Consider the following 13187-nt stretch of genomic DNA (forward strand, 5'->3'; position numbering starts at 1 on the left):
GGACCCCGGCCAATGTCCCTGGAGGGAGACCGCAGGCAGCTACCGTTCGTGCTTATTTACAGTTCGCGGCCAGCCACGTTGTCACCGGCCCCATCGCCTGGTTGAACTTGCCACTGGAAAAGACGGTCTGGTCAGTGAGGCCTGCGACAGCCACCTCATTGAGGTGTTCAAAATCGGCCTTGACGCTGTCCGGCGCCTTCTCTGCGGTTTCCGCCAGTTCCGCCTTGAGCTGTTCGAGTTCCTGCGTCTTGCCTTGGGCCGCTGACATCGGCAGGAGGGATGCTCCCGTGGCCTGCTGCGAAATTGTGGTGCAGGCTTCAGCAGCGCTGGCAAAACCGCCGAAAGGGCCGGAGGACTTCGTAGGGCTGGGTGTTGCGGAAGGAGCTGCGGCCTCCGAAGCCGACGCGTTGGCGGTACTGCTGGTTTGCGGCGCCGAACAGGCCGACAGTGCGAGGAGGGTGAACAGGGCGGCGGCAAGAGGGCGTGCAGAGAGTTTCACAAGTCACATTTCTGTTGAGGATAGTTTCTGTTGAAAGTGCACCACCGGCCGTTTCCGACTCTGGCGGCAGCATATGTCCCCGGCGTGCGAGTCTAGCCCGGAATGCGGCCCGGATTCCAAGCGGCCTGACTTGTGGAAGGCGCGTGATGCTGGAAATACGGGCAGTTCAGCCGAAAAAAGGGGGCACAGGGAAGGGCCGACGACGGCTGGGGGGGAGCCTCGGTCTCAGAAGGCTCTGCCATCGTCGGCCCCGTCAATCTCCCGGCCGTAACCTGGGAAACCCGTGCGAGACCTCGGCATCTGGCGGAAGCGTCCCGGTTTATTCGGGTTCGCCGCTAGCTGCCGTTCTCATTTAATCTCGCAGGGGCACCCGTCCACACGCGTAGTGTGTACTCGTTTTTTTGGCCAAGTAGAGGCCGCACCACTTGCTTTTTCAGCTGTACTGCAGCCCCGGCAACTGCGCTGATCCTGGCCTAATTCCAACTTCGGATCGGCGCTTAAAGAAGAAAAGCACCAGTTCCGAAGAACTGATGCTTCCCAGTGGTGGCTCCGACCGGCGTCGATCCGGTGACCTTTCGATTTTCAGTCGAACGCTCTACCAACTGAGCTACAGAGCCTAGGTGACATGTCACCATGACAGCCGGAATTTCTTCTGGCAATCAAAGCGACCCTGACGGGACTTGAACCCGCGACCTCCGCCGTGACAGGGCGGCGCGCTAACCAACTGCGCTACAGGGCCTTGCTTTTTTCTTGCTTTTCTGCAGTATCGCTACCGCAATTTTTCAAGGCTTTTAGCCTACCAGACTTTCACATCCGGTTTGACCGCGTTCCTTGCGTACCCCCAACGGGATTCGAACCCGTGCCGCCGCCGTGAAAGGGCGGTGTCCTAGGCCGCTAGACGATGGGGGCCAGAACTCAATTCGCCTGAACGAGGGCAAAAATTAAGGGCCGAAGCCTTCCGTTTTTGTCCTTTCGTTTCCGTCGAACTGGACCTATAAAACTATAGGGGCAACCCCGGGATTATCCAAAATCGGCGGAATGGGGCCTTTGTCACAGGCGCCAACGGTCCGCCAAAAGTTGGCAGTTTTTCGGGTAGACGTGGCCGATTTCCGCCAGCCGCTCTGTCCCTCCAGCGGTTAGATTTGCCTCATGGCAAGCACAGCCGAAACAAATCCCGCGCAACCGTCCCGCTCCCATGAGGCGCCGGCGGCCGCATCTGCCCCATTCCCGCAAACCACCGGCACAATTCCCGCCGGCAAGGAACCCATCAACAAGCTGGGCGTAGCCGCCGTCGTCATCACCGTAGTCCTCTGGGCATCCGCCTTCGTAGGCATCAGGGCCATCGGCCCAAGCTTCTCCCCCGGCCCCCTGACCCTTGGCAGGCTGGTGGTTGCCGCCGTCGTCCTGGGCGTGTTTGTGCTCCCAACACTGCGCAGGCTGCCCCGCGGCCGCGAGTGGTGGCCAATCCTTGCCTACGGCGTCATGTGGTTCGGCGGCTACAACGTGGCCCTTAATGCCGCGGAGCACCTCCTCGACGCCGGTACCAGCGCGATGCTGATCAACGTTTCCCCCATCATCGTGGCGGTTCTGGCCGGCTTCATACTGAAGGACGGCTTTCCGCGCTGGCTGATCATTGGCAGCACCCTGGCGTTCGGGGGCGTGGCCATGATCGCCGTTGGCTCCGGCCAAAGGTCGACGGCGGACGTGGTGGGTGTGTTGCTGTGCCTCCTTGCCGCCGTGCTTGCCGCTGTCAGCGTGATCATCCAGAAACCCGTACTGAAGAAATTCCCTGCAGCCCAGGCAACCTGGTTCGGGATTATGGTCGGAACCATATGCTGCCTTCCGTTCACGGGGCAGCTTGTCACAGAGGTTCAGCAGGCCCCCATCCCGGCAACACTTGGCCTGCTTTACCTGGGGATCTTTCCCACCGCCATTGCCTTCACCACGTGGGCCTATGCGCTGTCCCTGATCGACGCCGGCAAGATGGCTGCCACAACCTACCTCGTACCGGGCACCACCATCCTGATTTCGTGGCTGATCCTGAGCGAGATCCCTACCATCTGGGGTCTCATCGGCGGCATCATCTGCCTTGTGGGCGTGGGTCTGACGAGGCGCAGATCCCGCTAGAGTTCTGGATATGCAAGCAAACCTGCCGCCGGGCCTTCCGATCATTCCGGACGGCGGCGATTCCTCACCCTTTCCAATGTCCGCCGAGGATTTCGAGGCTGCTGTAAGTGCGGCCCTGGAACGTATCCCGGCGGACATCGCAAAGGCAATGGACAATGTGGCCGTGTTTATCGACGACGATTACACACCTCAGCCTGGAGAGGACCCGGACACGGTGCTGCTGGGGCTCTACGAAGGCGTCCCCCTGACCGAACGGGACGGCTGGTGGGATGCAGGATCGTTGCCCGACCGCATCACCATCTACCGGCAACCGATCCTGGACATCTGCAGCTCCCGGGAAGAAGTGATCCAGGAGGTTGCCATCACGGTCACCCACGAGGTTGCCCACCACTTCGGTATCAGCGACGAACGGCTCCACGAGCTCGGTTGGGGCTGACCAAAGGACCTGGGGATCACAGCTCCGGCACCAGCGGCGTTGGGACTAGCCTTGTAGGCATGGGACATGATCACGGCCATGCACACGGAATAACGGCCACCGGACGCCACCGAAACCGGCTGATTGCCGTCCTGGGGATCACATTGGCTGTGGTCCTAATCCAGATAGCGGGCGGAATCGTTTCAGGTTCGCTGGCACTGCTTGCTGACGCCGGCCACATGCTCTCCGATGCAGCCGGCGTTTTCATCGCACTGTTGGCTGCGTGGATTGCCTCCCGTCCGGCCAGTGATCTCCGGACCTACGGATACCAGCGGGCCGAAGTCCTTGCGGCCCTCGCGAACGCCTTGGTGCTGATTGTCATCTCCGTGGTCATTTTCATCGAAGCAATCCGCCGGTGGGGCTCGGAGCCAGAAGTCCAGACGGACGTCATGCTCTATGCCGCAATCGTGGGCGCCGCTGCAAACCTGATCTCCCTCCTGATCCTGCGCAGCGCCCAGAAGGAAAGCCTCAACGTCCGTGGGGCCTACCTTGAAGTGCTTGGCGACCTGCTCGGATCATTCGCGGTCATCGCGGCTGCCCTGACCATCATGCTCACCGGGCTCCAAGCAGCAGACACTATCGCCTCCATCATCATCGCGATCATGATCCTGCCGCGCGCCTGGCACCTGCTGCGGGACGTGGTGGATGTCCTCCTGGAAGCGAGCCCAAAGGGCGTGGAGGTGCAGATGATCCGGGAGCACATCCTTTCCGTCCCGGGGGTTGTAGCTGTCCATGACATCCACATCTGGACCATCACTTCCGGCGTTCCGGTGTTCTCCGCCCACGTAGTGGTGGAGGACGAGTTGCTGAGCGCGAAAGGGGCGGACCAGGTCCTGGACAAACTGACCACCTGCCTTGGCTCCCATTTTGATACAGAGCACTGCACGTTCCAGCTGGAGCCTGCAAGCCATGCCGCCCACGAGTCCCACCAGCACGCCTAAGGGCGACACGCCTACGTCGCCTGCCAGCCTCCGGGCCCACTGGTGATTATGTTAAAGATGAGACTCCTGTTGCCAAAGTGGTTTTAGAACACGTACCCTCGGGTTTGCTGCACCTTTCGCCGAGGGACTTTCTGCGCGCAGAACCTGCACCTCGTTCGCTACAGCCCGACACCACGAGGTTTGCCCATGGCTTGGACCCGTTCCACCCGAAGATCCGCCATGCTGTGCAGCGCCGTCGCGCTCCTCTTTTCGGCCACATTGCCTGCAGCGGCTGCACCGACAGTAGCGGCAGCACCAACAACGGCGGTCCAGGCTGCGGGACGGTTCCCGGCGACTCTCCCGGCCGCGCCTGAAATCCCGTCGCCCGAGGAGATCGCAGCCGCCAAGGCCAGTGAAAGTGCGACGGCGGATGAGGTCGCCAGGATCGACCGGATCCTTGCTGCGACCGCAGCTGAGCAGGACTTGACCGCCGCGGCTTCCATGCGCGCCAACAACGCCTACGGTGACGCGCTGGTAGAGCTCCGCACCCGCCAAGAAACCGCAAACCTTGCCTCCGCCAAAGCCGCGGCCGCAGGCACTGAACAGCAGAAAACCCGTAAGCAGGTAGGCCAGATCGCGGCGGATCTCTACCGGAATGGCGGGCTCAACCCTGCCCTGAGCACCGTGCTCTCGGGGAGCGGCGAGAGCCTGCAACAGGCTGCCACCCTCGAGGCAATCTCGGCTGACCGCAGCCGCGCCTTCGAATCCGCAGAAACAGCCGCAGCGGCCGCGGAGTCCTTGACCGCAGCCGCACAGGAAGCGAATAAGGCCGCCGAAGAGGCGGCCCGGACTGCTGAGGTCCGGAAGTCCGAAGCCGACCAAGCCAATGCTGCGCTGATGAAGAGCATGGCCGACGCCAAGGCTCAGCGCACCGTACTGGTCAGCCAGCTGGCCACCCTGAAGAACACCACAGAAGCGCTTGAGTCCGCCCGGGTTGAGGCGATGGAGCGGCAACGCCAGCAGGAGCAATTGGCTGCCGTTACCGCCGCCAGCCAACAGAAGGCCCCAGAATCTCCCGCTGTGTCAGGGCCTCCTCCAGCGGCTCCGCAGGCTCCGGGCCCTGCCCCTGCGCCTGCTCCAGCCCCTCCAAACACCCCGCCGGCACCTGCCCCTGCTCCTCCCGTGGCACCCGCTCCTCCATCTCCTCCCGGACCAGCCCCTGGGCCAGCACCGGCCCCGTCACCAGGGGTAGGCGGCAACCAGGCTGCGACCTCCGCGGCCATGGGGAAAGTCGGCGCACCGTACTTCTACGAATACGGCGGCACGGGGCCCTTGGGTTTCGATTGTTCAGGTTTTGTGCAGAACTCCTTCGCGGCAGCTGGAAAGTATTTGCCTCGGACCGCGGCGCAGCAGTTTGCCCAGGCCCCCGTCCGGGTTCCTCTCGCGCAGGCACAACCCGGCGATCTGCTGGTGTGGGGTTCGCCGTCGGACTTCAGCCACGTAGCCATCTACCTGGGCAACGGGCAGGTGGTGCAGGCCTTGAACCAACAGGCCGGGATAGAGGTCACCCCTTTGAGCTGGATGGCCGGAATGCAGCTGTACCCCTACGCTGCCCGGTACTGACACCGTTCCTGGAACACCGGCATTGCCTGCCCGGCGCGTAGGGCGCTATGACAGGATGTCCTTGGTCACGAACCGGCTGTAAGCGAGGGCACCGAAGACAGCCACGTAGCCTGCCTGCAGCCAGGCGTTGCTGGCAAAGGAGTCCCATCCGATGGGCTGGCGAAGCAGTTCCGAAAAGCCCAGCCAGTAGTGGCTGAACAGCCACGGATGCAGCCACTCAAGCTGGGGCAAAGCGTCCAGCACCTGGGAAACCACGGACAGCACCACGGTCGCTGCCATGGCACCTACCGGGACATCGGTCAAGGTGGACATGAAGAGGCCGATCGCAGAGAAACCCAACAAGGAAACCGCGATGTAGGCAGCAATCAGGATCAGCCTCACCACCGCCTCGCCGGGAGCGATGGTATCCCCGGAGAGCAGAGTCACCCGGCCAACCGGGAACAAAGCCGCACCGATTGCCGCACCGGTAAGGGCAATCACAAGGGGCGCGACAACGCAGAAAACTACTGCGCCGGTGTACTTGACCAGCAGGAGCTTGACCCGTCCTGCCGGAGCCACCAAGAGGTAGCGCAGCGTGCCGAGCCCGGCTTCCCCGGCTACCGTATCGCCCGCCACCACCCCCACGGTAAGGGGTAGGAAGAGCGGGATGGACACCAACATTCCCGTAACCCCGACAAAGAGCCCGTTCTGAGTAATCCTGTCAAGGAACGCGGGGCCACGGCCCGGCGGCACAGCTGAAGAAAGCCGCACCGCTACGGCGATCAGAATCGGGATAGCTGCCAGCGCCACCAGCATGGCCCACGTCCGCCGACGACGGAACAGGACAATCAATTCGGACGCCAGGAGGGACCACGCCGACGAGCCCCTGCCTCTGCCACTGGCCTGTTGCGCACTGCCGGACCCCCCGGTCACCCCATTGGGCAGGCTGTCACTGGGCAATGTCGAACCCCTCCCCCGTCAGCGCCACAAAGCGGTCCTCGAGGCTTCCTTGCTCAACAGCAAATCCTCTGACCCGCACTCCGGCATCGACCAAGGCAGCCACAATGTCCTCCGGAGCCACCACACCGTCAGGAGCAGCCATGCCGTCCGGGGCCGGAAGTGCCGCCGTCAGCACCCCGCTCGCACGGGTTGCGCCGTCAGTAACCGGAGTAATACCCAACCGCAAGAGCACGGCAGAGGCGGTTCCGGCGTCGGGCGTTAATAAACGAAGCGTTCGGCCGCCGGACTGGCGCAAGGAGGCCAAGGTCCCCTGCGCCACCAGGCTGCCCGCGCTCATCACCGCAGCGTGCGTGCAGATCTGTTCAACTTCGGCGAGGAGATGGCTGGAGACGAACACGGTGGCGCCATCGGCTGCCAGTGAGCGGACCAGGTGCCTCACTTCCCTTGTGCCCTGGGGATCCAGGCCATTGGTGGGTTCATCCAGCACCAGGAGTTCACGGGGAGACAGCAGCGCATTGGCGATGCCAAGGCGCTGCTTCATCCCCAGGGAATAGGCGCGGACTTTCTTACCCGCCGCATGGGTCAGCCCTACCCGCTGGAGCGCCACCTGGACACGCACTTCCCGGGTCCCTCGGACGGAATGCGGATCGGCCGCATCGAAGCGGTGCAGATTAGCCGCGCCGGAAAGAAAAGGGTAGAAGGCGGGACCCTCCACCAGGGCGCCAACCCGTGGCAGCACGTCCTGCAGTTGCCGCGGCATCTCCTGACCCAGCACGCTGATGGTCCCTTCGGAGGCGGCGGCGAGTCCGAGCACCATACGGATGGTGGTGGTCTTTCCGGAACCGTTTGGGCCGAGGAATCCGAACACCGATCCCCTGGGCACGGCGAGATCGATGTTATTCACGGCCAGCTGGTGGCCGAACCGCTTGCTCAGCCCCTTGGCCGCGATGGCAAGGCCGTCAGCCGTGCTGGCACCCGTCACCTTGGCGTGGCTGCAGCCTGCAGCATTTCCACCGGAACTGCACCAGCGAAGATCCGGCCGTCATCGGTAAGCAGGACGTTCAGCAGGGACGTGGACAGGACCTTTCCGCCTGGAACAGTAACCGTAGCCTGCTGGAGCAGCGGCTCCGTGGCCAGGAGTCCTTCTGCGGCAAAGGCATCGTTGCCGGCGGGGAATCCGACAATTGTCTCCCATCCGCTGCCGGTCACCTGGGGACGTCCGACGTCGGACCCGCCGGCGTGGCCGTCCAGCTCGGGATGAGAAGCCAGGGGACCCGGCGGTGGCTGCAGTTCCTTTACTGTGGTGCCCGGAGGCGGCGTGAACTCAAAGAGGGCGGGATCAGGGGGCCCAAGGGAAAGGCTGGTGTAGGCAAGCGAGAATGCTGGCTCCGCTTGACCGCGCGCCATCACCTGAAGGGACAGCGGCAACCCGTTTTCGCCGTCCACAGCTACGGACACAGAACCCACCAGGGTCTGCTGCGAGCGCGGCGTGAGCACCAGGTTGTAGGCAGCACGGCCCGCCACCTGAACATCCGGGCCTACCGAGATGTCAGTACTGGGATCAAGCTTTGCCAGCAGCTTGTCGGTCAGTTCCCCAAGCTCCAGAGGCTCTCGCCCCGAGAACTCCCCCGCAGGGGATTCCGGCAGGATAGCGTGAACGGCCGTCTGGTCCTTTGAGCTGTACCACCAGAGTTCCCGGCCGTTCCGCACAAGATCCCGCTCGGCCATCCGGTCGAGGATTTGGATCCTCATTTTGGCCCGACCGTCTTTGTAGACCCGCGCAGTGTGGGGCCCGGAAAGGAGCTCAAGCCAGGACGTCCGGGCTGACGCTGCTGACGGGCCTGCCTGAGGAAGTTCGGGCAGGCCAAGGTTGGAGGTCTGTTGCACATTCCCGGAGAGGGCCTGCACCTTGTGCTCAGCCACGAGCGCCAGAACCTGCGCGGGACTCTTGGCTGGGAGGGGATCCACTGCGCTCGCGGGCAAGGAACCCACCGCAACACCGGCCGCGATGACTGCCGGCACCACCACGGCAGGCATCCACCGCAGCAAACGGCGGTTCATTTCAGTCCCGATCCAACGTCGCAACCCATGGTTCAAGATTACGCCTCGAAGGTCAGGCGCGGCCGGGTTGGTCCCCGTTGTTTCAGGCTGCTTGCTCAGGCAGCTTGTTCAGGCAGCTTGTTCAGGCAGCTTGTTCAGGCAGCACCGAGCATCGGACCGAACTTGGGCCGGTCCGCCAGACGCGGATCGTCCTTGTCCGGCACTACCAAAACCGGTCCCTTCGCGTGGTGCAGGACGCCGTCGGACGTGGAGCCAAGGAGCATCCCTGCAAAGCCGCCCCTGCCCCGGGTTCCCACCACCACAAGCTCCACGTGCCTGCTCGCCTCTACCAAGACATCCACAGGGGTTCCATCCACCAGCTGGGTCTCAAGGGACAGGTTGGGATAGTGACTCTGCAGCCACGCCGCCCCGGCATCCAGCTGGATCCGGATATCGGCGAACAAGGCCTCACGGTCCATCGGTGCGGGAACCCATGCCAGGGAGCCGCTGTACTGCGGAACAGCGCATACGGCGCGCAGCCTGGCTCCCATCCGTTCAGCTTGGGCCGCTGCTTCCAGCACAGCCACGCGGGCCTGCTCGGAGCCGTCCACCCCCACCACAACCACGTTCTCCACCGGCTGGCTGCCGGATTTCTGCTGCTCCGCGCGGACGCGCTTGTCCGTGGTGGTTTCGCCCAGGCGTGCGGCGCATACAAGCGGCACGGTAACCGTGGGGCACTTTGCATGTGCGGGCAGCGCACTGCTGACCGATCCCAGGAGCCGGCCTACAAAGCCGCCCCGTCCGCGGGTGCCGAACACCAGGAGCTCCGCCGTCTCTGACATCTCCAGGAGAACACCGGAGGCATCGCCGTTCTCTACCGAAGCGTCAACATCAATGTCGTACGCAGCCACCTTGTCCACGGCCTGCTTGAGGATGGCCTCGGCACCTTCCCGAATGACCGAATCATCGACAGTGGCGTAACCGCCATCCAACCCTGAAGCGGCAAAGATGGGCACTGAGTATGCCGTCACAATATGCAAAGGACGACGGCGGCGTTCCGCTTCACGTGCAGCCCAAACCAAGGCGCACTGGCTATGCTCGGATCCGTCAACACCCACAACAATTCCCTGAGGGGAGACGACGTCGTCATCCCCCTCTGATTCCGGGTGCATCTGTTGTCGGGCCATGGGGTCCGCCTCCTCGCGATACTGCCTGATGTTCCGGCTATTCTGCCAGAAGATCCCGCCCTCGGATGACACCTGGTGCGTGGACCTGCAGCCACTCGGAAAAGCCGTTCCTGAAACTCACTATTCTCGTTTCCCAGACACTTGGCAAGAGCCTGTAACGGCGGGTAAGCAGGAAGGAAATCCGGCGGAAACAATGCGGTTGGAACGCCTCTCTTCACTTGGAGCGTCCATCGTATGGAAGATCCGCCAATCTTGGGCGAACCCTTTCCAGACCCGGAAAAGTTCTGTAGTCTTCGAGGCGTTGTTGAAGCGGTTGTGTGTTTTGGAACATGCTTCCGGTTCAGTCAGGCGGCCGCACTTTGGGGGTAACGGAGCGCGTGCGGAACACTACAGCTCCGCATTTCGAACCATCAAGGAGGATCCCGGTAGTGTCAAGCATGCCTATATACGACGGGGCCGAAAAGACCACCACGGTGATCATCGGCACGGGTCTCTCCGGACTGGCCGTTGCCAGTGAACTGCGCCGTCATGGGGTGGCCTCCATTCTTGTCGAAGGACTCGACTCCGCAGGCGGCCCCTCCTCACCTCTTACCGCTTCCCTGCCGCGCTGCGACGCCGGAGATGCCGGGAGCAGGCAGGAAAGAAACGAGATCCTCCGGCATCTGCGTAACTACGCAGCCAGCCATCACCTGGACATCCGCAATCAGACCTTCGCCGTGCAGCTGGACAGGGTTGCAACCGGAACCGCCGGTGGTTCGGTGCATCAATGGGCGGTCCACACTGCGGACGGCGTACTCTTCGCGGACCACATCGTGCTGACCCGATGCGGTCAAAGCCAGCTCCGCCGGATGTTGTCCGAGCTGGGAATGACAATGGGCCAGAACTTTGCGGCGGCCATGCGCGCGGTGGGCATCTACCTTGTGGGTGTGGGCGAGTTGGTGGCTCCGACGCCCAAGGACGTCCTCAGGCAGGCAAAAGTAGTAGGCCAGGCCATCGCCGCAAAGGTTCACCCGGACCGGGTTCCGTCTATCCTGACCGGCAGCTTCGCCGCATTGCCTTCTCCGGCTTAGAAGTGTTATCGCTCACCTGAACCGAAAGAGGCGCCTCTAGGGCCGTGAGGACGGCAACTGGTCGTCCTGCTCAAATTCGTCCTCCTTGGACGGAACGAGCCGCCGCTTGGCCATGATGGCGAGGGTCACCAGCAGGCCCAGGGCCACCGCGGCGAAGATCACCAGGCTCCACGGAAATGGCTCTGAAGAATCTGCCACAATTTCCGGTGCGGAAGTAACGCCCGGCTGGGCGGTTCCAATGGTAGGCACGGCACCCTGAGTCGCCGACGGGGACGATACTGCCGGCGTCGAAACCGATCCTGGAGCAGCTGTGCCCGTTGCGCCGGACGTCGCCGTGAAAGTGAAGCTTCCCTCGATGGGATGCGAATCCGAGCTGACAACCCGCCAAACCACCGTAAACAGCCCTGCCGGGGCCCCCTCTTTGAGCTTTTGGGATACCACGTTGTCCACGATCTCGACGTCGCCTTCAGCCCAATCCGTTCCGGCGGCGTCATTCACGCGAATCTGTGAGCCAAGAGTCAACGGATTGTTGTTGAAGGTAATGGCTACCTGCCCGGGAGGCGTTGGAACGGTGGCACCTTGCGCCGGGCTGCTGGACTCTGCAGCGTCATGGGCTGATGCAGGCACAGCTCCCAACAGCATGGTGGCGGTGAGAAGACAAAGGCCGAGGATAATTCCCAGCGGCTGGCGGATGGAACGCATGAGGGGGCAACTCCTGTGTGTTGGCTTCCTTACAGACTAGGCGAATTTGTCCGCCGGCCCCCGGGCACCCTAATAGGATTCAATGCATGACTTCAACGCGCGGTGGTCTCATGCTCAAGCAGGGCTCGGCCCTGGACCGGTACTTTATGATCTCGGAACGGGGCTCCAATGTGTCCCGTGAGATCCGAGGCGGCTTTGCCACGTTCTTCGCCATGAGCTACATCGTGGTGCTCAACCCGCTGATTCTCTCCGGAGCAGATTCCAGCGGCGCCACACTGGGCTTCCCGGCGGTGGCCGCCGTCACCGCGTTCGTGGCCGGCATCCTGACCATCCTCATGGGCGCCTGGGCCAAACATCCCTTCGCCATGGCCACCGGCCTGGGCGTCAATGCCTTCGTGGCGGTCACCGTGGCCACCAACCCGGGGCTGACCTGGCCGGATGTGATGGGCCTCGTGGTGATCTCGGGCATCACCATGCTCATCCTGGTGCTGACAGGGTTCAGGACTGCTGTCTTCAAAGCGGTTCCCGACGGATTGAAGACAGCCATCGTCGTCGGAATCGGCCTGTTCATCGCCCTGATCGGCCTGGTAAACGCAGGCTTCGTGCGGCGCATCCCGGACGTCGCCGGTACCACAGTGCCAGTGGGGCTGGGCTTCGACGGCAAGCTCCTGGGCTGGCCGACTCTGGTGTTCGTTTTCGGCCTGATCCTGACCATTGCGCTTGTGGTCCGCAAGGCTAAGGGTGCAATCCTCATTGGCATCATCAGCTCCACCGTGCTGGCCGTGATCCTCGAATTCACCCTCCACATCGGACCAAGTTTCGACGGCAAGAACGTCAACCCGCAGGGCTGGTCCTTGGTAGCCCCCACGTTTACGGAATGGGCGGCACCTGACCTGTCCCTGATCGGCAAGGCGAACCCGCTCGGAGCCTTTGACCACCTGGGCTTCGTGGCCGCAAGCCTGCTGGCGTTCGTGATCCTGCTAAGCATCTTCTTCGACGCCATGGGCACCATGGTGGGCCTGGCGAACGAGGCCGGCACTGTTGACGAACACGGCAACATCCCTGATGTGGATCGGGTGCTGATGGTGGATGCCCTTGGCGCCATCGCCGGCGGCGGCGCCTCCGTCTCCTCCAATCAGATCTATGTGGAGTCCGGCGCTGGAATCGGCGAAGGTGCCCGCACCGGCCTGGCTTCAATCGTCACGGGCCTCCTGTTCCTGGTGGCTATGTTCTTCACTCCACTCATCAACCTCGTTCCGTTCGAAGCCGTAGCCCCCGCGCTGGTGGTTGTTGGCTTCATGATGGTGTCCCAGGTGGGCAAGATCGACTGGCAGGACTGGGGCATCGCAATCCCCGCCTTCTTGACCTTCACGCTCATGCCGTTCACCTACTCCATCGCGAACGGCCTCGGGGCAGGGTTCATCGCGTTTGTCCTCATCCGCACCTTCCAGGGCCGCGGCAAGGAAGTCCACCCCCTGATGTGGGCTGTGGCGGCGGCATTCCTGCTCTTCTTCGCGATCGGCCCCATCGAACAGGCGCTTGGGCTCCACTAGGATCCCAAAGGCAGTTTCCGGTATTCCGGACAGGGCGACGGCGGCGCGGCTG

At 63.0% G+C, this 13187-nt stretch carries 12 protein-coding genes and 3 tRNA genes; 6 read left to right on the forward strand and 9 right to left on the reverse strand.

Annotated features, from left to right (window positions below; genetic code table 11):
• Positions 1–52: 52 nt before the first annotated feature.
• The 4 genes from M1E02_RS18320 to M1E02_RS18335 all read right to left on the reverse strand — a co-directional run bounded on the left by M1E02_RS18320 (position 53) and on the right by M1E02_RS18335 (position 1408).
• Positions 53–499 (reverse strand): hypothetical protein, encoded by a 447-nt coding sequence (locus M1E02_RS18320; RefSeq protein WP_479375609.1) that lies wholly within the window; start codon positions 497–499, stop codon positions 53–55.
• A 541-nt stretch (positions 500–1040) separates the two neighbouring features.
• Positions 1041–1116, reverse strand: a tRNA-Phe gene (locus M1E02_RS18325).
• Between the two features lie 48 nt (positions 1117–1164).
• Positions 1165–1238, reverse strand: a tRNA-Asp gene (locus M1E02_RS18330).
• A gap of 97 nt (positions 1239–1335) precedes the next feature.
• Positions 1336–1408 (reverse strand) — tRNA-Glu (locus M1E02_RS18335).
• Positions 1409–1648: 240 nt separating this feature from the next.
• Here M1E02_RS18335 and M1E02_RS18340 point away from each other — a divergent pair.
• From M1E02_RS18340 to M1E02_RS18355, 4 genes are all read left to right on the forward strand, one after another.
• The gene (locus M1E02_RS18340; protein WP_479375610.1) at positions 1649–2626 is read left to right on the forward strand and encodes a DMT family transporter; all 978 of its coding nucleotides are present in this window, start codon (positions 1649–1651) and stop codon (positions 2624–2626) included.
• Positions 2627–2636: 10 nt separating this feature from the next.
• Positions 2637–3062 carry a metallopeptidase family protein gene (locus tag M1E02_RS18345; RefSeq protein WP_479375611.1) on the forward strand — a complete coding sequence of 142 codons (426 nt, stop codon included), beginning with the start codon at positions 2637–2639 and terminating at the stop codon, positions 3060–3062.
• A 59-nt stretch (positions 3063–3121) separates the two neighbouring features.
• Entirely contained in the window at positions 3122–4042 is a 921-nt protein-coding gene (locus M1E02_RS18350; RefSeq protein ID WP_479375612.1) for a cation diffusion facilitator family transporter, read from the forward strand.
• A gap of 186 nt (positions 4043–4228) precedes the next feature.
• The gene (locus tag M1E02_RS18355; RefSeq protein WP_479375613.1) at positions 4229–5644 is read left to right on the forward strand and encodes a C40 family peptidase; all 1416 of its coding nucleotides are present in this window, start codon (positions 4229–4231) and stop codon (positions 5642–5644) included.
• Between the two features lie 45 nt (positions 5645–5689).
• Here the strand turns inward: M1E02_RS18355 and M1E02_RS18360 are convergent, their stop codons facing one another.
• The 4 genes from M1E02_RS18360 to M1E02_RS18375 form a co-directional block, all read right to left on the reverse strand.
• Positions 5690–6583: an ABC transporter permease gene (locus tag M1E02_RS18360; RefSeq protein WP_479375614.1), complete on the reverse strand. Its 894-nt coding sequence runs from the start codon at positions 6581–6583 to the stop codon at positions 5690–5692.
• A complete protein-coding gene (locus tag M1E02_RS18365) occupies positions 6573–7565 on the reverse strand; it encodes an ABC transporter ATP-binding protein (RefSeq protein WP_479375615.1) in 993 nt (330 codons plus the stop codon). Before M1E02_RS18365 ends, M1E02_RS18360 begins: the two co-directional genes overlap by 11 nt.
• Complete coding sequence (locus M1E02_RS18370) at positions 7562–8644, reverse strand: LolA family protein (RefSeq protein WP_479375616.1); 1083 nt, start codon at positions 8642–8644, stop codon at positions 7562–7564. The genes M1E02_RS18365 and M1E02_RS18370 overlap by 4 nt, the downstream gene beginning before the upstream one ends.
• 134 nt (positions 8645–8778) lie before the next feature.
• A complete protein-coding gene (locus M1E02_RS18375; protein ID WP_479375617.1) occupies positions 8779–9810 on the reverse strand; it encodes a universal stress protein in 1032 nt (343 codons plus the stop codon).
• Between the two features lie 437 nt (positions 9811–10247).
• Between M1E02_RS18375 and M1E02_RS18380 the strand changes: the two genes are divergently transcribed.
• A complete protein-coding gene (locus M1E02_RS18380; RefSeq protein WP_479378216.1) occupies positions 10248–10880 on the forward strand; it encodes an NAD(P)-binding protein in 633 nt (210 codons plus the stop codon).
• Between the two features lie 36 nt (positions 10881–10916).
• Here M1E02_RS18380 and M1E02_RS18385 read toward each other — a convergent pair whose 3' ends face one another.
• A complete protein-coding gene (locus M1E02_RS18385) occupies positions 10917–11582 on the reverse strand; it encodes a copper resistance CopC family protein (RefSeq protein ID WP_479375618.1) in 666 nt (221 codons plus the stop codon).
• A gap of 110 nt (positions 11583–11692) precedes the next feature.
• Between M1E02_RS18385 and M1E02_RS18390 the strand changes: the two genes are divergently transcribed.
• A complete protein-coding gene (locus M1E02_RS18390) occupies positions 11693–13135 on the forward strand; it encodes an NCS2 family permease (RefSeq protein ID WP_479378217.1) in 1443 nt (480 codons plus the stop codon).
• Positions 13136–13187: the final 52 nt, after the last annotated feature.

It is taken from the genome of Arthrobacter sp. Z5-13 (assembly GCF_056499105.1).

Coding starts and splice junctions, on each gene's coding strand:
- M1E02_RS18380 (WP_479378216.1), top strand. CDS start 10,248: ATGCCTATATACGACGGGGCCGAAAAGACCACCACGGTGATCATCGGC.
- M1E02_RS18350 (WP_479375612.1), top strand. CDS start 3,122: ATGGGACATGATCACGGCCATGCACACGGAATAACGGCCACCGGACGC.
- M1E02_RS18390 (WP_479378217.1), top strand. CDS start 11,693: ATGCTCAAGCAGGGCTCGGCCCTGGACCGGTACTTTATGATCTCGGAA.
- M1E02_RS18370 (WP_479375616.1), bottom strand. CDS start 8,644: ATGAACCGCCGTTTGCTGCGGTGGATGCCTGCCGTGGTGGTGCCGGCA.
- M1E02_RS18345 (WP_479375611.1), top strand. CDS start 2,637: ATGCAAGCAAACCTGCCGCCGGGCCTTCCGATCATTCCGGACGGCGGC.
- M1E02_RS18355 (WP_479375613.1), top strand. CDS start 4,229: ATGGCTTGGACCCGTTCCACCCGAAGATCCGCCATGCTGTGCAGCGCC.
- M1E02_RS18375 (WP_479375617.1), bottom strand. CDS start 9,810: ATGGCCCGACAACAGATGCACCCGGAATCAGAGGGGGATGACGACGTC.
- M1E02_RS18340 (WP_479375610.1), top strand. CDS start 1,649: ATGGCAAGCACAGCCGAAACAAATCCCGCGCAACCGTCCCGCTCCCAT.
- M1E02_RS18385 (WP_479375618.1), bottom strand. CDS start 11,582: ATGCGTTCCATCCGCCAGCCGCTGGGAATTATCCTCGGCCTTTGTCTT.